The 19,571-nt window shown below is 67.0% G+C and carries 22 protein-coding genes; 13 read left to right on the forward strand and 9 right to left on the reverse strand.

What is annotated here, in order from left to right; genetic code table 11:
• Positions 1-13: 13 nt before the first annotated feature.
• Positions 14-898, reverse strand: coding sequence for a helix-turn-helix domain-containing protein (locus HALXA_RS10050; protein WP_394324795.1), 885 nt, complete (start codon positions 896-898; stop codon positions 14-16).
• A gap of 175 nt (positions 899-1,073) precedes the next feature.
• Between HALXA_RS10050 and HALXA_RS10055 the strand changes: the two genes are divergently transcribed.
• A complete protein-coding gene (locus HALXA_RS10055; RefSeq protein ID WP_013880240.1) occupies positions 1,074-1,586 on the forward strand; it encodes a metal-dependent hydrolase in 513 nt (170 codons plus the stop codon).
• 48 nt (positions 1,587-1,634) lie between these two features.
• On the opposite strand, the gene HALXA_RS10060 is transcribed toward HALXA_RS10055, so the two are convergent.
• The gene (locus HALXA_RS10060) at positions 1,635-2,504 is read right to left on the reverse strand and encodes a COX15/CtaA family protein (protein WP_013880241.1); all 870 of its coding nucleotides are present in this window, start codon (positions 2,502-2,504) and stop codon (positions 1,635-1,637) included.
• A gap of 144 nt (positions 2,505-2,648) precedes the next feature.
• Between HALXA_RS10060 and HALXA_RS10065 the strand changes: the two genes are divergently transcribed.
• Entirely contained in the window at positions 2,649-3,761 is a 1,113-nt protein-coding gene (locus HALXA_RS10065; RefSeq protein WP_013880242.1) for a M24 family metallopeptidase, read from the forward strand.
• Between the two features lie 120 nt (positions 3,762-3,881).
• On the opposite strand, the gene HALXA_RS10070 is transcribed toward HALXA_RS10065, so the two are convergent.
• Complete coding sequence (locus HALXA_RS10070) at positions 3,882-4,514, reverse strand: helix-turn-helix domain-containing protein (RefSeq protein ID WP_013880243.1); 633 nt, start codon at positions 4,512-4,514, stop codon at positions 3,882-3,884.
• A 259-nt stretch (positions 4,515-4,773) separates the two neighbouring features.
• Between HALXA_RS10070 and HALXA_RS10075 the strand changes: the two genes are divergently transcribed.
• Both HALXA_RS10075 and HALXA_RS10080 read left to right on the forward strand, forming a co-directional pair.
• Positions 4,774-7,242 (forward strand): DNA topoisomerase VI subunit B, encoded by a 2,469-nt coding sequence (locus HALXA_RS10075; protein WP_013880244.1) that lies wholly within the window; start codon positions 4,774-4,776, stop codon positions 7,240-7,242.
• Between the two features lies 1 nt (position 7,243).
• Positions 7,244-8,335, forward strand: coding sequence for a DNA topoisomerase IV subunit A (locus tag HALXA_RS10080; RefSeq protein ID WP_013880245.1), 1,092 nt, complete (start codon positions 7,244-7,246; stop codon positions 8,333-8,335).
• A gap of 320 nt (positions 8,336-8,655) precedes the next feature.
• Here the strand turns inward: HALXA_RS10080 and HALXA_RS10085 are convergent, their stop codons facing one another.
• Both HALXA_RS10085 and HALXA_RS10090 read right to left on the reverse strand, forming a co-directional pair.
• Positions 8,656-9,777, reverse strand: coding sequence for a zinc ribbon domain-containing protein (locus tag HALXA_RS10085; RefSeq protein ID WP_013880247.1), 1,122 nt, complete (start codon positions 9,775-9,777; stop codon positions 8,656-8,658).
• Positions 9,778-9,864: 87 nt separating this feature from the next.
• A complete protein-coding gene (locus tag HALXA_RS10090) occupies positions 9,865-10,593 on the reverse strand; it encodes an MBL fold metallo-hydrolase (protein ID WP_013880248.1) in 729 nt (242 codons plus the stop codon).
• Positions 10,594-10,897: 304 nt separating this feature from the next.
• On the opposite strand from HALXA_RS10090, the gene HALXA_RS10095 reads away from it, so the two are divergent.
• The 3 genes from HALXA_RS10095 (at position 10,898) to HALXA_RS10105 (ending at position 12,729) form a co-directional block, all read left to right on the forward strand.
• Entirely contained in the window at positions 10,898-11,875 is a 978-nt protein-coding gene (locus tag HALXA_RS10095) for a transcription initiation factor IIB (RefSeq protein ID WP_013880249.1), read from the forward strand.
• Between the two features lie 107 nt (positions 11,876-11,982).
• Positions 11,983-12,162: a DUF7836 family putative zinc-binding protein gene (locus HALXA_RS10100; protein ID WP_013880250.1), complete on the forward strand. Its 180-nt coding sequence runs from the start codon at positions 11,983-11,985 to the stop codon at positions 12,160-12,162.
• Between the two features lie 330 nt (positions 12,163-12,492).
• Positions 12,493-12,729 (forward strand): UPF0058 family protein, encoded by a 237-nt coding sequence (locus tag HALXA_RS10105; RefSeq protein ID WP_049895280.1) that lies wholly within the window; start codon positions 12,493-12,495, stop codon positions 12,727-12,729.
• Positions 12,730-12,839: 110 nt separating this feature from the next.
• Here HALXA_RS10105 and HALXA_RS10110 read toward each other — a convergent pair whose 3' ends face one another.
• Positions 12,840-13,355, reverse strand: coding sequence for a DUF555 domain-containing protein (locus HALXA_RS10110; RefSeq protein WP_013880252.1), 516 nt, complete (start codon positions 13,353-13,355; stop codon positions 12,840-12,842).
• 193 nt (positions 13,356-13,548) lie between these two features.
• Between HALXA_RS10110 and HALXA_RS10115 the strand changes: the two genes are divergently transcribed.
• Together HALXA_RS10115 and HALXA_RS10120 are read left to right on the forward strand one after the other, a co-directional pair.
• Positions 13,549-14,430 carry a DNA-3-methyladenine glycosylase family protein gene (locus tag HALXA_RS10115; protein WP_013880253.1) on the forward strand — a complete coding sequence of 294 codons (882 nt, stop codon included), beginning with the start codon at positions 13,549-13,551 and terminating at the stop codon, positions 14,428-14,430.
• Positions 14,431-14,555: 125 nt separating this feature from the next.
• Positions 14,556-14,879 (forward strand): hypothetical protein, encoded by a 324-nt coding sequence (locus HALXA_RS10120; protein ID WP_013880254.1) that lies wholly within the window; start codon positions 14,556-14,558, stop codon positions 14,877-14,879.
• 36 nt (positions 14,880-14,915) lie between these two features.
• On the opposite strand, the gene HALXA_RS10125 is transcribed toward HALXA_RS10120, so the two are convergent.
• Together HALXA_RS10125 and HALXA_RS10130 are read right to left on the reverse strand one after the other, a co-directional pair.
• Complete coding sequence (locus HALXA_RS10125; RefSeq protein WP_013880255.1) at positions 14,916-15,188, reverse strand: hypothetical protein; 273 nt, start codon at positions 15,186-15,188, stop codon at positions 14,916-14,918.
• Positions 15,189-15,199: 11 nt separating this feature from the next.
• A complete protein-coding gene (locus HALXA_RS10130) occupies positions 15,200-15,457 on the reverse strand; it encodes a hypothetical protein (RefSeq protein ID WP_049895281.1) in 258 nt (85 codons plus the stop codon).
• Between the two features lie 5 nt (positions 15,458-15,462).
• Between HALXA_RS10130 and HALXA_RS10135 the strand changes: the two genes are divergently transcribed.
• Positions 15,463-15,741: an acylphosphatase gene (locus HALXA_RS10135; RefSeq protein WP_013880257.1), complete on the forward strand. Its 279-nt coding sequence runs from the start codon at positions 15,463-15,465 to the stop codon at positions 15,739-15,741.
• Between the two features lie 137 nt (positions 15,742-15,878).
• Here HALXA_RS10135 and HALXA_RS10140 read toward each other — a convergent pair whose 3' ends face one another.
• Positions 15,879-16,373: a hypothetical protein gene (locus tag HALXA_RS10140; protein ID WP_013880258.1), complete on the reverse strand. Its 495-nt coding sequence runs from the start codon at positions 16,371-16,373 to the stop codon at positions 15,879-15,881.
• A 149-nt stretch (positions 16,374-16,522) separates the two neighbouring features.
• On the opposite strand from HALXA_RS10140, the gene HALXA_RS10145 reads away from it, so the two are divergent.
• From HALXA_RS10145 to HALXA_RS10155, 3 genes are read left to right on the forward strand one after another with little or no spacing between them, the layout of a single operon-like run.
• Positions 16,523-17,968: a bifunctional ADP-dependent NAD(P)H-hydrate dehydratase/NAD(P)H-hydrate epimerase gene (locus HALXA_RS10145; RefSeq protein WP_013880259.1), complete on the forward strand. Its 1,446-nt coding sequence runs from the start codon at positions 16,523-16,525 to the stop codon at positions 17,966-17,968.
• On the forward strand, positions 17,961-18,503 hold the full coding sequence (gene moaC / locus HALXA_RS10150) for a cyclic pyranopterin monophosphate synthase MoaC (protein WP_013880260.1): 543 nt from the start codon (positions 17,961-17,963) through the stop codon (positions 18,501-18,503). The genes HALXA_RS10145 and moaC overlap by 8 nt, the downstream gene beginning before the upstream one ends.
• 27 nt (positions 18,504-18,530) lie before the next feature.
• On the forward strand, positions 18,531-19,550 hold the full coding sequence (locus HALXA_RS10155; protein WP_013880261.1) for an NAD(P)H-dependent flavin oxidoreductase: 1,020 nt from the start codon (positions 18,531-18,533) through the stop codon (positions 19,548-19,550).
• Positions 19,551-19,571 lie beyond the last annotated feature (21 nt).

Genomic DNA, 19,571 nt, shown 5'->3' on the forward strand with positions numbered 1-19,571 from the left:
GCGTGGCGCGACGTTAGGGTTCGGGCGGCTCTTCGGGGCCGGTGCCGGAACCTGGTCCCGCACCGGATCCCGCGCCCGTTCCCGTTCCGAAGCGGTCGGGTCCGCCGCCGCTCGAGCGAGAACGGGAGCGAGACTTGGACTGAGGCTCCATAACGAGCGTCGCACTGATCAGTTCGGCGAGACCGCGCCGCAGCCGCTGGGAGACCGCCGAGTCGGAGATCCCGAGTCGCTCTCCGAGTTCGACGAGCGTCGTCTTTCGGGGGACGTCGAAGTAGCCCGCCTCGTAGGCGGCGACGACCAGGTCCCGCTGGGCGTTCGTCAGGCCGAACCGCCGGCGCTGATCCGACCCGACCGCCTCGTGAAGCTGGGCGAGTTCGATCGAGACGTCGTCCTCGACACAGGCCGTGTAGAACTCCGAGAGATCCTCGTAGGACGGAAAGCGAAGGCGAAAGGTCCACTGGGATGCGGTACCCGCGGCGCTCGTCACGATCGCGTCGCTGCTCCGGATCGCCTCGAGGACGCCGTCGAGCCGATCGTCCCACTCGACCCTGACGAGGGCGCTGTCCTCGAGTTCGTCGACGACGGCGGCGTCGGTGACGTTCCCGTTGTCGTCGAGTTCGTCGACGACCGAGTCGGCGACGTCGGCCGGCACCCAGAGGTACGGGAGGCTTCCCTCGTCGGCCGGCACCGTCGTCTCGACGGAAACGGTCGCGTCGCGGTCCGCATCGAGGACCGAGCCGAGCGGGAACTCGCTCGCGGGAATCGAGACCGTCGCGATGACGCTCATCTGTGGCTCCGGCTCCGACTCTCGAGCGCGGTCGAACGGATCGGGGAGCGCTCCAGTTTCGATCCGGTTCCCGTCGCCGTTCGTTCCGATTTTCGCCGCTTTACGTTCCAACACCGAACGGTACGCTCCGAACGTCGAACACGACTGTACATACGGTTCGTTCGGTAATACATTCACAGGTCGATACAAGAATCGGCCGGTTAGATATCGAAGCCGTTTAAATAGCGCTCGCGGCGAAACGCGGTGATTTTATGCCGCCGTTCCGGCTCTCCCCTGACGAGGACGAATGTATCAGGTTGGACACTACGGTGCGGCGCTGTTGCTGTACGCGCCGCTCGGTGCGGCCGTCTCGCTGGCGGGGTACGAACCGGCCGCTCTCCTCGGCGGTCTCGTCTGCGTCGGCCTCTCGACGCTGCCGGACTGCGATCACCGACTGCCGCTGATCGAGCATCGGGGGCCGACCCACACCCTGCTGTTCGCGGGGCTGGTCGGCGCGGCGCTGGCCGGGACCGTGACAGTCCTCGCCGACGCCTCGGCCTCGCTACTGACCCCCGTCGGCGGGGTCGACGACGCGCACGTCGTCGGCTTCGCGTTCGTCGTCGGCGCGCTCTCGATCGTCTCACATCTCCTCGCGGACGCCCTGACGCCGATGGGGATTCGGCCGTTCTGGCCGGTCTCGAGGCGCCACTACACGCTCAGGGTGACGCGTGCGGCGAACACGATCGCGAACTACGTGCTGTTCGTGGTCGGGGTCGGCGCCGTCGCGGTCGCCGTCGCAGCCGTGAGGCTGTTCGGCTGAGTCGCGCGGGTCGTCGGAGGAAAGCAGAAGCGACGCGCCTCGAGCGCGTTACGGCGAGCGCGTCGCGGCGGTCCGGCTTCGGTAGATGCCGGCGCCGAACGCGACGGCGAGGACGGCCGCGAGGGCGACGTAGAGTCCGTCGAGAGCGGGACTGTACGTCATGACCGTCCGGCGGCCGAGGTAGGCGACCGCGAGAACGAGGACGGCCGACCCGGACAGCAGCCACCGCAGGAGCCGATCGTCGAACCGGCGCCGACTGCCCATCGTGGCGACGATGATCGCGGCCAGCAGGGCGAGCGTCGCGGCGTACTGGAGCAACTGGACCGTCGGCGAGTAGTCGGTCACCAGCCCCAGGTCGGTCGGGCTGAGCGCGACGTGTAGCGGCACCGCGACGAGGCCGAACCCGAGCGCGCCGGTGACGGCCCCGGCGGTCAGCGACGACTCCCAAACGAGGACGGTCGCGACGGCGAACATCGAGAAGATGAGGATGGCCGTCCAGAAGTGCAGCGAGAGGATATCGAGCGTGTACTGGGTGACCGTCTCGCGGCCGAGGGCGACCTGGACCGGCGTCAGGAGCGTCCCGAGGACGATCAGCGCGGTGACGCGCCGGTCGACGCTCGGGAGCCGCCAGGCGGCGATCGCCGAGCCGATGATCGCGAAGCCGGCGAACATGGCGACGAAGCGGTGGATCCACTCGTAGAAGCTCGGCAGCGACGCCGGGAAGAGGTTGAAGGGGCCGCCGTCGCACCGAGGCCAGTTCGCATTGCAGGCCAGCCCCGATCCGGTCGCCTTCGCGGCGATCCCGAGCAGGATCGTCGCGGAGACGAGGACGAGCGTCGTCGCGAGCAGGTGCCGGAAGCCGAACCGGTCGATCAGCGAGCGAAATGTCGGACGGGAAGCGTGACTGGTGGACGACACGGTCGTTCGTCGGGGGTTAGGACCACCCGTATTTAGATTTCCCGTGTCGTCGGTCTCCGGACGGTTCCGCCGCTCTGATCCCCGAGCGCTCGGCCGGCGCCCGCCGTCCGTCGGATTCAAGACCCGTCCCCGACAGCACCTGACATGGGCAGCGACGACAAGCGCGAGCGACTCGAGGCCGTCCTCGAGTCCCGCGATCTGGATGCGGTGTGGTTCGCACGGCCGAACTCCTTCGCCTGGCTGACGGGCGGCAGCAGCGTCATCGACCGCGAGAGCGACGCGGGCGTCGCGGCCGTCGGCTACGACGGCGACGTGCGGATCGTGACGAACAACATCGAAGCGGCTCGGATCGAGGCCGAAGAGTTGCCGGACCTCGAGGCCGACGCGGTCTCCATCGAACAGTATTCGTGGCACGCCTCCTCGCTCGCCGAGGCGATCTCGGCCCGCGTCGGCGACGACGAGCGCGCGGCCGCCGACGTCGACGTGCCGGGCCTCGAGCGGATCGATCCGAGCGCGCTCCGGCAGCCGCTGACCGAGCGCGACCGCGAACGGTACCGCGAACTGGGTCGAGAGACGGCCGCCGCCGTCGAGTCGGTCTGCCGGGAACTGCGCGCCGAGGACACCGAACACGAGGTCGCCTCGGCGCTGCGCGTGGCGCTCTCGGCGCGGGACATCGAAGCGCCGGTCTGTCTCGTCGGCGGCGGCGAGCGCGCCCAGCGGTACCGCCACTACACGCCGACGCAGGCCGAACTCGGCGACTACGCGCTGCTGTCGGTGACCGCCGAGCGCCACGGCCTCCACGCGAGTTGCACCCGGACGGTCGCCTTCGACGCGCCCGACTGGCTCGAGGAGCGCCACGAGGCCGCGACGCGGGTCGAGGCGACGGCGCTGGCGGCGACGCAGGAAGTCGCGGAGAACGGCGGCACCGCCGGCGACGTCTTCGGCGCGGTGCAGGACGCCTACGCCGCCGTCGGCTTCGAGGGCGAGTGGGAGTACCACCACCAGGGCGGCGCCGCCGGCTTCGCCGGTCGAGAGTGGATCGCGACGCCGGATCACGAGGCGTCCGTCGAAGTTCCGATGGCCTACGCCTGGAACCCGACGGTGCAGGGCGCGAAAAGCGAGGGCACCGCGCTCGTCACCGCCGACGAGATCGAGCCGCTGACGACGACCGACAACTGGCCGACGATCACCGCCGAGGCCGTCGACCGCGACGTCGAACTCGAGCGGCCGGCGATTCTGACGCTCGAGGACGAGTAACCTCGAGTCGACGACGAGTACTCGAGAAACGACCGCGAGGGCAGCGCTCGCGGACGCGCGAAAACGTGAGAAGACGCGGGTCGACGTGGACGAGCGGCCGATTCGGGCCGGAACTGTGGTCTACGAGTCTTCGTCGTCTTCGTCCGGCTCAGAAATCTCGATGTCCGTCTCGTCGTCGTCGAACTCGAGGTCGGTTCCCGACTCCGACTCGCCTCCCGTTTCGTCCTCGTCGAACGGCGCCGTCTCGTCGACGGTGATCGTAACCGGTTCGACGTCCTCCTCGAATGCCGGTTCGGGCTCTTGCTCGTCGCGGTCGAGGACCCGATCCAGCGTGAAGATCGTGTTCAGTTCCTGCTGGACCTGATCGACGACGCCGCCGACGAGTTCGCTCGGCTGGATCGCCGTGTACTCGTAGGGGTTGTTGCCGGCGCCCTCGCTCGCGCGCTTCTCGCGGGTGACCCGATCCTCCTCGTGGAGTTCCGCGAGGGCCTCCCGAACCGTACTCGGGTAGAGGCCGGTCCCCTTCGCGACCTCCTCGGAGGTGCTGCCCGGATTCGCGAGCAGGTGGACGTAGATCTTCGCCCGCGTCTCGGTGTCGAGGATCCACGACAGCAGGTCGACGATCCGCTGGTCGACCTCCTCGACCGTCGGGTTTCGCCCTCTCTCGCCCGTGTCGGCGACGATGTCGTCCTCGAGCGACCGGCGCTCCTCGTTCCCCTCGTCCCGGTGGTCGTCGGTATCGTTCGGTTCCATGTGTCCTCTTACCCGGGACAAAGTTTCGTGCGGGGTTAAACCTTTGCGGGGGTCGAACGAGCGGATTTCGCCCGTCTCAGCGACCGTTCGTCGTTCATCGTCGCCCCGTCGGGCGACTCGAGTCGGCGCGTCGACCCGGCGCGTCGACCCGGCGTCGATCGACGCGTACAACCCCCTCGCGCGTCGGGCCCGTTACTCCACCTTCACTTTCACCGCGGTAGCGTACACCTTTTAGCCCCCCCGCTAGTACAGGGAGGTGATGACGTCGTTCCAGTCGACGCTCGGTGAGGAAGCCGGGATCGCCGAGGAGCTGGCCGAAAGCCAGCAGGCGATCTCGATCGCCGAGTTCTTCGAGAAGAACAAGCACATGCTCGGCTTCGACAGCGGCGCTCGAGGCCTGGTCACGGCCGTCAAGGAAGCCGTGGACAACGCCTTGGACGCCGCCGAGGAAGCCGGTATTCTCCCCGATATCTACGTCGAAATTCAGGAGGAGGGCGACTACTACCGGCTGATCGTCGAGGACAACGGCCCCGGGCTGACGAAGGAATCGCTGCCGAAGGTCTTCGGGAAGCTGCTCTACGGCTCTCGCTTCCACGCCCGCGAACAGTCCCGCGGCCAGCAGGGGATCGGTATCTCCGCGGCGGTCCTCTACTCGCAGCTGACCAGCGGGAAACCCGCCAAGATCACCAGTCGAACCGAGGGTGCGAGCGAGGCCCAGTACTTCGAACTGATCGTCGACACCGACGAGAACGAGCCCGAGATCAGCGTCGAGGAAACCACGACGTGGGACCGCCCCCACGGGACGCGCATCGAACTCGAGATGGAGGCGAACATGCGCGCCCGCCAGCAGCTCCACGACTACATCAAGCACACGGCGGTCGTCAACCCCCACGCCCGCCTCGAGCTTCGCGAGCCCCAGGCCCACTTCAAGTTCGAGCGCGCGACCGACCAGCTCCCCGAGGAGACCGAGGAGATCCGACCCCACCCCCACGGGGTCGAACTCGGCACCGTCATGAAGATGCTGACGGCGACCGACTCCCAGACCGTCTCCGGCTTTTTGCAGGAGGAGTTTACCCGCGTCGGGAAGAAGACCGCCGACTCGATCATCGACGCCTTCCGCGATCGCCACTACGGCCGCGAGATGCGCTGGCGGCCCCCCGCCGTCCACGAGGAAATCGACCTCGAGGCCGCGGTCTCCGAGGCCACGGCGAACAAGGGCGCCGACGCGACGGCCGCCTTCGCCGAAGCGATCGCCGACGACGCCGACGACCGCGACCGGATCGCCCACCACGAACTGCTCGAGGTCGTCGAGGACGCCGCCGAGCAGGTCGAAGCCGAGCACGGAACGACGTTCGGCGACACCGTTCGCGAGAACGCCGTCGATGCGGTCTGGCGCACGCTCGTCGACGAACTGCCTGAGGACGCTGACGAAAACACTGCGGACGCGCAGGCCGCGGCCGACGAGTCGCGCCTCGTCGCGGACCTCTACGAACTCGCCGACGAGGCCACGAGCACCCGCAAGGACGACGAGATCGTCCAGGCGTTCGCCCAGCGACTCGCCGGCAAGTTCGCCGACGCCGCCGAGGACGACATTCGCCACCGGCACACCCGCGCGAGCGTCCGGGAGTTCGTCGACCGCGCCGCCGACCTCACCGAGGAGTACGACGAGGTCTCCTTCGGCGACACCGCCCGCGAGAACGTCGTCGAGGCGATCTGGGACGTCATGGCCACGGTACCGGACGACCCGCCGCTCGTGCGCGAACTGAACGGCGACCGCGACGCCACGAGCGACCTCGTCGACGCGATGCGCGAGACCGACATCATGGCGCCGCCGACGCGGTGTCTCTCGCCGATCACGGCCGACCTGATCGAGGCCGGCCTCGAGAAGGAGTTCGACGCCGACTTCTACGCCTCGGCGAGCCGCGACGCCGAAGTGTCGGGCGGCGACCCGTTCGTCGTCGAGGCCGGCATCGCCTACGGCGGCGAGATCGAGAGCGAGGGCAGCGCTCAGGTGATGCGCTTTGCGAACCGCGTGCCACTCGTCTATCAGCGCGGCGCGTGTGCGACGACCGATGTGGTCAAGTCGATCGGCTGGCGCAACTACGGGCTCGACCAGCCCGGCGGCTCCGGGCTCCCCAACGGCCCCGCGGTGATCATGGTCCACGTCGCCTCGACGAACGTGCCCTTCACCAGCGAGTCCAAGGACGCCGTCGCGAACGTCCCCGAGATCGAGGACGAGATCGAACTCGCGATCCGGGAGGCGGCCCGCGACCTGAAGAGCTACATCAACAAGCGCCAGTCGATGCAGCAGCGCCGGAAGAAGCAGAACGTCCTCGGGAAGATCCTCCCCGAGATGGCCGAGAAGGTCGCCGAAGTCACCGGCCGCGACGAGCCCGACATCGACGACGCGATCGCCCGGATCATGAACAACGTCCTCGTCGAGCGCCGGGTCGAGGCAAACGGCGACGGGCAGGAAATCTCCGTCGTCGTCGAGAACAACTCGAGCACCAACGAGAGCCTCGAGATCACGGACATCGTCTCGGCCGAACCCGCCAACCTGCCCGACGACGCCACCGTCATCGAGATGGACGGCGAGTGGTTCGTCAAGTGGGAACCCGAGGTGAAAAGCGACGACGAGGCGGCGCTCGAGTACGAGGTGTCCGACGACGCAACCTACGATCTGGACGTGAAGGGTGTCGAAAGCGAGAAACTCACGGTGAACCAGTAACATGAGTGCAGACGACGACCAGCAAGCACGAGAGCAGTTGATCGACCTCGCCGCGCAGTTCTACGACCAGTTCGAACTGGGCGAGATCCCCCACATGTCCGTGCCGACGCGGACGAAGAACAACATCGAGTACGACGAAGACGAGAAGGTCTGGGTCTACGGCGACCGGGAGTCGACCCGCTCGGCTAACTCCGTCCGCGGCGCGCGGAAGCTCCTGAAGGCCGTCTACACTATCGAGTTCCTCGCCGAACAGCTCGACGAGGATCGCTCGTCGACCCTGCGTGAACTCTACTACCTCTCCGAGAGCTGGGACAACGAGGAGGCCCAGTTCAGCAGCCAGGACGAGTCGAACAGTCTCGTCGAGGACTTAGAGATCGTCTCGGGCGTCACCCGCGAGGACTTCCACATGCGCCCCGAGGAGTCGGGCGCGACGATCATGGGGCCGCTGCACCTGCGCGAGCAGACCCGCCGCGGCGAGCGCGAGATCCACTGCCAGAAGGACGTCGGCGAGGGCGGCTACCAGATTCCGAACAATCCGGACACGATCGACTTCCTGGACTGCGACGCCGACTTCATCCTCGCCGTCGAGACCGGCGGTATGCGCGACCGGCTCGTCGAGAACGGCTTCGACGACGAGTACAACGCGCTGATCGTCCACCTCAAGGGCCAGCCGGCCCGCGCGACCCGCCGGATTACCAAGCGGCTCCACGACGAACTCGACCTGCCGGTCACCGTCTTTACGGACGGCGACCCGTGGTCGTACCGCATCTACGGCTCCGTCGCCTACGGGTCGATCAAGTCGGCCCACCTCTCCGAATATCTGGCGACGCCCGAGGCGCAGTTCATCGGCATCCAGCCCGCCGACATCGTCGAGTACGAACTGCCAACCGACCCGCTCTCCGACTCCGACATCAACGCCTTAGAGAGCGAACTCGAGGACCCGCGCTTCCAGACCGACTACTGGGAGGAACAGATCGAACTGCAACTCGAGATCGAGAAGAAGTCCGAACAGCAGTCGCTGGCGTCCCACGGGCTTGACTTCGTGACGGAGACGTATCTACCCGAACGCCTCGACGCGATGGGTGTCCTCTAAGCTCTACGGGTCGAGACGCCGCTCGAGACACTATCTACCGTCTGAAAATTCGATTCAATTCTGAGATTCAGTCCACCCGACGCAACAGCGTTTATCTGGTTCTCGCAATGCAGTCCGGATGATAGACGCCGAGGCCGCCGGTGTCTGTCTCGGCTGCTTTGTATAACCGTTCGCCGTCGATCTCCCCGCCACACGCATCGCACGTCATCGGCGTTCCTATCCGCTCGCGGTATTAAACGTGCCCGTAAGCACGGGCGTAGTAACAGCGCCGAGACCACGGCTGTAGTACGCGGATCGGTCCGCTCTGCGGGACGGGACGCTCAGTCGAGGTGCTCCGGTTCTGGTTCCGGGTCCGACTCCGACCCGCTGCTTCTCTTCTCGCCCGACGTCGGCGCCGCTCTCGAGGTGTCGCCGCTCGAGGGCGCACCGGCGGCCTTCCACTCGGAAGGGGCTGTGTGGGGACCGGTCGACGAGCGTTCGGCGTTCGCACACCGCTGGCAGTAGTAGTTCCGGCCGGTCGATCCCGTCAGCGGGACGCCGAGCAGGCAAAACTCCGACCGGTAGATCCGCTCGATCCCGCGACCGACCGGTTCGGCGCAGACCGAACAGGGACGGTCGTAGGCGACGACGAACCGCTCGTCGACCGATCGGGCCCGGCCGTTCGTCGTGACCGAGTGACGGCGCTCGAGTCGGCTGCGGACCGAGGGGAGAACGCTGGCGCCCATTGCGGCGAAGCCGAACGCGAGTGCGAGGAGCCCGAGTCCCACGGCGGACGTTGCCGACACCTGGAGCCCGATTAGCGCGAGAATCGCACCGGCGAACCAACAGACTGCGGCAGTCGCCCGCTCGAGCAGGTGCGAGCGCTTTGCTTCCGTTTCCGGCTCTTCTGGTGGACCGGCGCGCAGCACCATCCGCTCGGCGTCTTCGACGTACCGGTAAGCACCGTAGAGCACGTTGCCGAGCCCCATCGTCCACCAGACGGTCAGCAGGGCGACCACCAGATGTTCGTCCGTATCGCCGAACGTGCGCCGGACCATCACCGCGTGGTCGCCGAAGTCGTGCTCGAGCTCCCAGCCGTCCCGGGTCGCCCTCGCGATACGGGTCTCGAGCTGCTTGCGGGCCGTCGGGTCGACGTCTCGATCAGCGCTCGAGGCTGTGGTTGAGGATGTCCGAGCGGTACGGGCATCGCGCTGGCTCGAGGATGAGGACGATCTCGAGCGGTCGCCAGCGTGCGATCGGGTTTGCGAGAACTCGCCGACGGACGGCTGGCGGCTCTCGGTCCGAGAAGACCGACCGTGCGGCTGCGACCGGACGCCCGACGAGCGATCGCGTCGCTCGATCGCCGTCCCGCAGTTCGGACAGTAGTTCACCGGCGGCTCGAGGGAGCGCCCGCAGTGCGAGCAGTACCGCGTCTCGGACCGTCCCCGGCGGTCGTCGGCCATACGCGGCTAGACGCGGAGCGCGGCACTAACTCTTGGGACCGGTTATCGAACCTGAAATATCGGCACCGAGTACGGTTCTCGAGGCCGTTACTCGGACTCGCCGTCGTCGGGAACGCCGTCGAGCACGACGGGCACCCCGCGGTTCGCGACGTCGACGACGAACGCATCGGCGTCGGCCTCGATCGCGTCGAACGTGTCGTAGTGAACCGGGAGCACGAGGCCCGGTCGCATTTCAGCGGCCAGCGCCGCGGCTTCGCGGCGGTCCATCGTGTACGTCCCGCCGATCGGCGGCAGGAAGAGGTCGACGTCGAGGTCCGCGTGGAACGGGTGGGCGTCGGTGTCGCCGGGCCAGTAGGCGGTGACCCCGTCGATCGTGACGCCGAAGCCGCAGCCCTCGCCCTCGCGGTGGTACGGGTGGCCGCGTTCGTCGGTGTGCGGCCCGTCGGGATCGTTGTACGCCGGCGTCGTGAACAGGTCGAGCGGTCCGAGGACGAACGACTCGTCGGCACGGACGCGCTCGACGTCGTAGGGGAGCGCCTCGGGTTGCTCGTCGATCCCGTCGATCGCGTCGGCGTCGATCGACTCGTGGACGAGGACCAACGCGTCCTCGCGGGCGACCCGTCGGATCGACGCCGGATCGTAGTGGTCGCCGTGGGAGACGAGAACGAGGTCGCCGTCCCGCGGCTCTTGCCCCTCGAGGACGCCGTACCGTTCCGGGCCGGGATCGACGTAGACGACCGCACCCGTTTCGCCCTCGAGGCGGACGGTTGCGAGGCCGAGCCAGTCGACGGTTACCGCGCCGAATCGGACGGTCATCGCCGTCGATTTCCCGGACCAGTTCGATAAACGTTCGGCTCCATCGCGCCGTCGATCGGTCTCGTAACTTCGACTGCCCCCCTTGCAGACGAACGGGCAACCTCTACCTGTCCGTGTCCAGTAGCATCCGCCGACGAATCCCAACTACCGTATAACCAGAAGATATATATTGGGCATAGCCGATTAGTTTATAAGCAAGGCAAAACATTTATATGCGTTACGGTCTTACTATACGTTAGCCGAGGCGACCGGGTTTCTTCTGGTTTCCCCACCCGGGAGCCCCGAGTAACCAACCCCATACACCATGTCCGATTCAAACATTCGAACCTATACGCGCGAGCGAGAGGACGAGGAGGAAGAGACAGCGACGCGGTCGGAGGAGCAAGAGCAGTGTCCGGAGTGTGGCGGCCGGCTCGTGTCGGACGCCGAGCACGCCGAGACCGTCTGTGAAGACTGCGGCCTCGTCGTCGAGGAAGACGAGATCGACCGCGGTCCCGAGTGGCGCGCCTTCGACGCCGCCGAGAAGGACGAAAAGAGCCGCGTCGGTGCCCCCACCACGAACATGATGCACGACCAGGGGCTCTCGACCAACATCGGCTGGCAGGACAAGGACGCCTACGGCAAGGCGCTCTCGAGCCGCCAGCGCCAGAAGATGCAGCGCCTGCGCACCTGGAACGAGCGGTTCCGCACCCGCGACTCCAAAGAGCGCAACCTCAAGCAGGCGCTGGGCGAAATCGACCGCATGGCCTCCGCGCTCGGCCTTCCCGAGAACGTCCGCGAAACGGCCAGCGTCATCTACCGCCGCGCCCTCGAGGAGGATCTCCTGCCGGGCCGCTCGATCGAAGGCGTCGCGACGGCCTCGCTGTACGCCGCCGCCCGACAGGCCGGCACGCCGCGCAGCCTCGACGAGATCTCGGCGGTCAGCCGCGTCGACAAGATGGAACTGACCCGCACGTACCGGTACATCATCCGGGAACTCGGCCTCGAGGTACAGCCGGCCGACCCCGAAAGCTACGTGCCGCGGTTCGTCAGCGACCTCGATCTCTCGGACGAGACCGAGCGGATGGCTCGCGAACTGCTCGAGTCCGCCCGCAAGGCGGGCGTCCACAGCGGCAAGTCGCCGGTCGGCCTCGCGGCCGCCGGCGTCTACGCCGCGGCCCTGCTGACCAACGAGAAGGTCACCCAGAACGAGGTCAGCGAAGTCGCGAGCATCTCCGAAGTCACCATCCGCAACCGGTACAAGGAACTGCTCGAGGCCTCGGACACGGCGGCACCGGCCTAAACCGGCTTCAACGGCCGTCATCGGGCGGGTAACGACGGGTTGCTTTTTTCGACGTGGTGGCGTGTGACGCGACAACACTTTTGATGCTCGGTGTGCAATTAAGTAACATGGACGAAACGACGGTGCAACTATTATGTCCGGAATGTACGAAAGACTGGCAGTCCGCGCCCGGCGAACTCCCCGAGTCGGCAGATATGTTCCACTGTCCGAACTGTCACGCCTCCCGGCGGATGGCCGAGTTCATGCGGACTGACCGCGATCTGCAGACGCTGAAGCAGCTCGGATAGGGCACTCTCCTTGCTACAGGCGACTCGAGCGATCGCTCACCGCCGTCGGATCCGTTGTAAGCCCTGCGTAAGGGTCGGCTACTGATCGTCCGTCGTCAGGCGGGCGAGGGTAGGCGATCGTTTCTGCAGTCGGGCCACAACATATCGAAACAACAGATAATTGTCCGTACCATTTAGCCGGATCGACCGCCGTCTACGCCGAATTCCGGTCGGCTAGCGGTTGTCTTCAAACTGTTAGAAACCGTTATGGTCAGGAAAACCGGTATAGGTTGCATGGTAACGCGACTCAAGATAATAATATAACCCTGCAGTGGATAGGACAGCATGGTTATGAAGAAGCAGGAGCTCATCCACCTTCACGGTCTTCTCGCGGAGGTATCGAACCAGTGTGCGGAATGGGACAACTGCGAGATCGACCTCGAGGAGTACGAATCGCTCGGTATTCGGCCGACATCGATCCACAAATCGAAGACTGATCACAAAGCTGCTGTTTTTGCGCTCGCCGGCGGCATCACGGCGAACATGCGTGAAGACGAACAGGAAGCAGTCGCGGCTACTGCCGACTGAATCTTCGGGAGCATCCTCCGATCGGTCTCAGCTACTACTGACTGGCGAGACTGTTCGGCCAGTAAAATTAGAACCTTGCTACCGGGACGACAGCCGCTCGTAAGCGCCGATTATTCGACGAGGTCTTCGAACTCGGGCAACACTTCGTCGTCTTCATCATCGTCGTCCGATTCCTCGTCTGACTCCGCGTCCGCCTCGCTCGAATCGTCAGCGTCCGATTCGGACTCGAGGTCGAGGTCGTCCGGCTCGCCGGCTTCCGCGTCGTCCTCGGCCTCCTCGTCGAGGTCTTCTTCCTCCAGCACTTCGACTTCCGTCACCTCGAGCGGAATGTTCTCGAGTCGCTGGCCGATCTCCTTGCGCGCGATTCGCGAGGCGTGTTCCTCGCGCTCGACGTTGAAGACGGTCATCTCCAACTCGAGGGCAACGAGCGCCTCGTCCGCCGCGATGAACGCGGGCGGGAGTTCCTCCCCGGATGGAGAGGTGCGCTCGCCCATGTTTATCTCGACGTAGTTCAAGTCAGGGTTCAACATCTCTCCCGTCTTCGAGATGGCGATGCGGATCGCCTCGTCTTCCGTCTCAACGTCGAACACCGGCACTGCAGCTTCGACGACAACCCTGCAGTTCATACCTAGACATTGTGTCGCCTACAGTATCAAGGTTCGCCTCCGGAACGCGAGAAACCGCTCACTGCCGGACCGACCATCGGCGGTTGAGTCGGTACCACGGGTGATTGAACCCGGCCGTCAGGGCCGCAAACGGTTCGTCCGACTTCGGCCCGGTTCGAAAGGCCCAAGCCGTCGCCCTCGAAGCCTCCCACGAATGGAAACGGGAACGATCCCGCTCGCGGACCTCGCCGGCGGTATGGACCTGTACCGAACCCTCGAGAGCGGCCAGACCTACCTCTGGCGCCGCGAGGACGGCGAGATGTATCGCACGGAACCGGCGCCGGGTACGTGGTACTCCACCGTCGTCGACGGGGAGGTGATCCGCGTCCGCACCGCCGACGGCCGCCTCGAGTGGCAATCGACGACCGACGCCGAACCGACCGTGCGCCGACTGCTGCGCCTCGACGACGACCTCGAGGCGATCGTCGACGCTGCGCCGGACGATCCGTTGCTGCGAGAGGCCTACGAGGCTCACCGCGGGATGCGACTCGTTACGGATCCGGCCTTCGGCTGTCTGATCTCGTTTATCTGCTCGGCGCAGATGCGGGTCAGCCGCATCCACGGGATGGTCTCGACGCTGGCGCGGGAATACGGCACGCCGCTCGACGTCGACGGCCGAACCTACTACGCGTTCCCGACCCCCGAGCAACTCGCGACGGCGACCGAAGCCGAACTCCGCGAGTTGGGACTGGGCTACCGGGCGCCCTACGTCGTCCGGACGGCCGAGATGGTCGCCGACGGCGAGGCCCACCCGGCCGAGGCGCGCAACCTCGAGTACGAGGCCGCCCGGGACTACCTCTGTCAGTTCGTCGGCGTCGGGGACAAGGTCGCCGACTGTGTGTTGCTGTTCTCGCTGGGATTCGACGAGGCCGTGCCGCTGGACACCTGGATCAAGTCGGCCATCGAGGACTACTATCCGGACTGTGACCGGGGTTCCTACGCGGCGACCTCGCGGGCCATCCGCGATCGACTCGGCGGGGAGTATGCCGGCTACGCCCAGACGTACATTTTCCACCACCTCCGGACCGGCGAGTAGCAGCGCCATCGTCCCGCCGCCGAGTGGCGCCCAAACGGCACCCTCGAGCCCACGGTGACGCGTTTCGCTACCACTGAATGATGGGAACCGTTTTGTGAACTCGCTGCCATTCTGTCCGTACTCTCATGGGCTCCGAGACCGCGATCGTTCTCGTCGCGTCCGCCGGCTTCGTCGGCCTGCTCGGCGTGCTGATCAAGTACTTCGGGCGGGTCGAACTGATCGCCGGCTACGATCCCGAACGGGTGGCCGACGAGACGGGGCTGGCCGATTTCATCGGGACGAACGCCCTCTACGTCGCCGCACTCCTGTTTCTCGTCGCGGTCGCCGAGTACGCGGAGCCGTTCGGCGGCGACGGCGCCGATCTCGTCTGGCTCGCGTTCACGGTCGGCGTCCTCGGACTCGCCGTTCGGATGATCCGCGGCGCCCGCCGCTACGAGATCGATTCCTGAACGTTGGACGACTCGAGCGAACGCCGCTCCGGGCGCTCAGCGAGCGCCGTTGTCGCGCTCGCCCTCGTCGTAATCGGCTCGCCCAGTTACCCCCCAGTACGCCTGCGAGACGATCGTGATCGCGAAGACGACGACGAGCGCGACCGCAACCGCGAGCGCGGTAGTTCGGCCCAGCAGGTAGTAGGTGAAGGCGCTCGCGCCGACGACGAACAGGATCGAGCCGACGACCAACTCGAGCAGGTCGCGCAGGGACGCGCGGCCGCTCGAGACGTCGACGTACTCCTCCTCGAAGCGATCGATGATGCCCATGGCGATAGCGATTAGCAGAACTCCGCGAGCGTTCGCCGGTCGCGTTTCAGCGGCTGCGCCCGGTCGCCGTATTCGGTCGCAAGCGCGTCCGCGACGATTCGGCCGCCGTCGCCGCAATCGAAGCGGCTCCCGTTCCGGTGGCGCACGGTCACTGCATCCGCGTCCGGGCCGGAGCTACCTTTCGCTGTCGCTCGACCGAGTTCGCGGCCGGTCCGCAGGCGTGGGTCGGTGCTAACGAACGGGATTTTTGCCGCTCGCACTCGAGTCATCACGTATGGCGGACCGAACCCGCGCACACGTCTTCGTTTCTGGGAACGTACAGGGCGTCTACTACCGCGCGACCACTCGCGATACGGCCCGCGGGGAGGGCGTCGACGGCTGGGTGAAGAACCTCGAGGACGGCCGCGTCGAAGCGGTCTTCGAAGGGCCGGAAGACGCCGTCGACGCGATGGTCGAGTTCTGCCGCGAGGGCAGTCCCGCGGCCGAGGTCGAAACTGTCGAAGTCGAGTACGAGGACCCGCAGGGCGAGGACGGGTTCGAGATTCGATACTGAGCGTCGCTTCGGGGCGTTTCGGCCCTCGCGAACTGACGCGACGCGTGAAGCAGCGTGAAACGACTCGACAACAGCGGCTTATTCGAATTTTATCGGACGTAAGGTCGTATTACATTACCGGCTCAGTACAGCCGCGTTCAGACCGGTTCCCGGTACTCCTCGAGCCACGGCGGCTCGTCGGTGTAGCGCCACTCGGCCCAGTCGGCCTTTTCGCCGGCGTAGTAGGCGCGGTAAGCCGCGACGGGGTCGCCGGAGACTTTGTACTCGTCGGGCATCGCCTGTGGGCGCGGCGTCGGCTCCGCGCTCGGGAACGCGATCTCGTCGGGCTCGATGAGGCGGATCACTCGCCAACTGGCGTGGTCGTCGTCCTTCTCGTATCGCTCGACGAACTCCGCGTTGAGGGCCTCGGCGTGGTCGCGCAGTCGCAGCCAGTTGGCCCGCGATTCGGTCGCCCACCGCGTGACGGGGTGGTCGACGTGGGTCGACCGGTAGAGGAACTCCCGCTCGTAGCCGTTCTCGCGGGCCGCCGTACACAGCACCTGCGCGGCTTCGACGAGCAGCTTGTTGACGTGCTGGTCGCAGTGATAGCGAGCGGCGAGCCGCGGATCCTCGTCGAGCCAGAAGACGTTCACACAGGCGATAGGGGCTCGAGCGGGATGGGCGTGTGCCCTAACGGTGTTTGGTGTGGTGAGTCGGCAGATCAGCGCGTCGGCGCGTCGGCGCGTCGGCGGTATTCGGGCGGTCCGCAACGTTGAACGGCCGGCCCGTCGAAGCCACGCACATGATTACAGGCGAGCGGATGGCCGCCGTCGACGAGAACGCCGCGGCGCTGGGCGTGCCGCGAAAGCAGCTGATGGAGTCGAGCGGACACGCCGTCGCCCGCGCGGTCCGCGACGCCGCGGCGCCGGGCTCGAGCGTGGCGATCGTCGCCGGCCGCGGCAACAACGGCGGGGACGCGTTCGTTACCGCCCGCTTCCTGGACGCGTACGACGTTACCACCCTCCTGCTCGGCCGCGCCGAGAACATCGGGACCGAGATCGCCCGCGAGAACTGGGACGCGCTCCGGCGGGCCGACTACGACACGCGTGAAGTGACGGACTCGAGCGCGTTCGACCTGCCCGAGTGCGACGTCGTCGTCGACGCCATGCTCGGAACGGGGATCAGCGGCGACCTCCGGGAGCCCGCCGCGACCGCCGCCGCGGCGATCAACGACGCCGACGCGACCGTCGTCTCGGTCGACGTCCCCTCCGGGTTCGACGCCGACGGGGGCGACCACGACGACAACGGCGTCGAAGCGGATCGGGTCGTCACCTTCCACGACGCGAAGCCCGGCCTCGAGGAACTCGAGGCCGAGGACGACGTGGAAGTCACCGTCGCCGATATCGGTATTCCCGCCGCGGCGGAGCGGTTCGTCGGACCCGGCGACGTGGACCTCGCGCGTCCAGATGGTCGTGAGGGACGACCCAATATTATCGGCGGCGGCCCCTACACCGGCGCGCCGGCGCTGGCCGCCCAGGCCGCGCTCCGGGCCGGCGCAGAACTCTCCTTCGTCGCCGCGCCCGACACCGTCGCCGGCGAGATCCAGGGCTACAGCGAGGACCTCATCGTCCAGCCCTACGAGGAAGATGTTCTCACACCGGAGCGGGCGAAGGCTCTCCTCGAGCGCGTCGAGGGCTACGACGCGCCGGTCGTCCTCGGCCCCGGGCTCGGCACCGCCGACGAGACGCTCGAGGCGGTCCGCCGGTTCCTCGAGTCCTACACGGGGACGGCAGTCGTCGACGCTGACGCGCTACAGGTCGTCCCCGAGGTCGAGACCGAGGCGACGCTGGTCTGTACGCCCAACCGCGGCGAACTCGCGGGGATGGGCGGCCCCGACACCGACGACCTCGCCGCGGCCGCGGACGAGATCGAGGCCTTCGCGGCCGACCTCGGACACGTCGTCCTCGCGAAGGGAGCCAACGACGTGATCACGGACGGCGAGCGAACACGGATCAGCCGCTCGGGAACGGTCGGCATGAAAGTCGGCGGCACCGGCGATACCCTCGCCGGCATCGTCGCGGCGCTGCTCGAGCGCACCGAGCCGCTCGACGCCGCTGCTGCAGCGGCCCACGTCAACGGGCTGGCCGGCGAGCGACTCGCCGACCGGTCTGAGCACGGGTTCCTCGCCTCGGAGATGCTCGCGGAAATTCCCACGGTCCTGTGGGACGGAGGTGACGGCGATGTCTGATGACCCGACGCCCGCCGAGGGATCGAACCCCGATCCGCGAGCCGACGCCGGCGATACCGACTCGAAGGACCTCACCCACACTACCGACGAGGGCGACGTCCAGATGGTCGACGTCGGTGACAAGCCCGACAGCGAGCGCCGGGCCGTCGCCGCCGGCGAAATCCGCCTGCAGGCCTCGACCGTCGAGGCCATCAGGGACGACCAGATCGGCAAGGGCGACGTCCTCGCGACCGCTCGCGTCGGCGCCGTCCAGGCGGTCAAACACACCTGGGAGACGATCCCGATGTGTCACCAGATTCCGATCACGAACGTCGACACCGACTTCGAACTCGGCGAGGACCGCGTCGAACTCGAGGTCGCCGTCGAAACCACCGGCAAGACGGGCTGCGAGATGGAGGCCCTTGAAGGGGTCACAACCGGATTAAACGTCGTCTGGGATATGGTCAAAGCCGTCGAGAAAGACGATAACGGGCAGTATCCCGAGACGGGAATCGAGAACGTGCGGGTGCTCGAGAAGGAGAAACGCAGGAAGTGAAATACCGGTAACACGAAGTTCGGGGCGATGGCGCTCCGAACGCCCCTCTGTGACGCCCTCGAGATCGAGCACCCGATCGTGCAGGCGCCGATCGGCAGCGCGACGAACCCCGACCTCGCGGCGGCCGTCTCGAACGCCGGCGGATTGGGCCACCTCGCGGTGACCTGGCGCGGCCTCGAGGAAACGCGCGACGTGATCCACGACACCCGCGACCGGACCGACGCCCCGTTCGCGGTCAACCTCGCGCTCGACGACGCGACCACGATCGTCGACACCGACGACCACCTCGAGACCGCGCTCGAGGCGGGCGCGCCGATCGTCTCTTTTTCCTTCGGCGACGCTGCACCGTACGTCGACCGGGTTCACGACGCGGGCGCGGTTGCAATGCAAACCGTCGGCAGCGCGGCCGCCGCGCGTGAGGCCGTCGACGCCGGAATCGACGTCGTCGTGACCCAGGGCCTCGAGGCGGGGGGCCACGTTCAGAGTGAAGTCGCGACGACGGCGCTCGTCCCGCGGGTCGCGGACGCCGTCGGCGACGCGGTGCCGATCGTCGCAGCCGGCGGTATCGCAGACGGCCGCGGAGTCGCGGCGGCGCTCGCGCTGGGCGCCGACGGCGCGTGGCTCGGCACCCGGTTCGTCGCGACCGAGGAAGCGATCGTCCACGACGAGTACCGGCGCCGACTGCGGGAGAGCGACGAGACCGACACCGAGTACACGACGCTGTTCGACAAGGGCTGGCCCGGAACGGCCCACCGCGTGCTCGCAAACGAGACGCTCGAGCGCTGGGACGACGACGGCCGCCCACCTGTTGGAGAACGGCCCGGCGAAAACGACGTGATTGCGCGGACCGGCGACGGCGAGCCGATCGAACGCTACGACGAGGCGCTCGCGACGCCCGACGTCGAGGGCGATATCGAGTCGATGGCGCTGTACGCCGGCCAAAGCGTCGGCGGGGTCGACGACGTTCGTCCGGCGGCGACTGTCGTCGAGAACCTCGTCGGGGAGACGACCGAAGCGATCTCGAGTCTTCCGGGTCGTACCGGGTGACCGGATCCGTACTCGAGCGCA

The organism is Halopiger xanaduensis SH-6 (assembly GCF_000217715.1).
In the GTDB taxonomy this organism is placed as follows: Archaea; Halobacteriota; Halobacteria; order Halobacteriales; family Natrialbaceae; genus Halopiger; species Halopiger xanaduensis.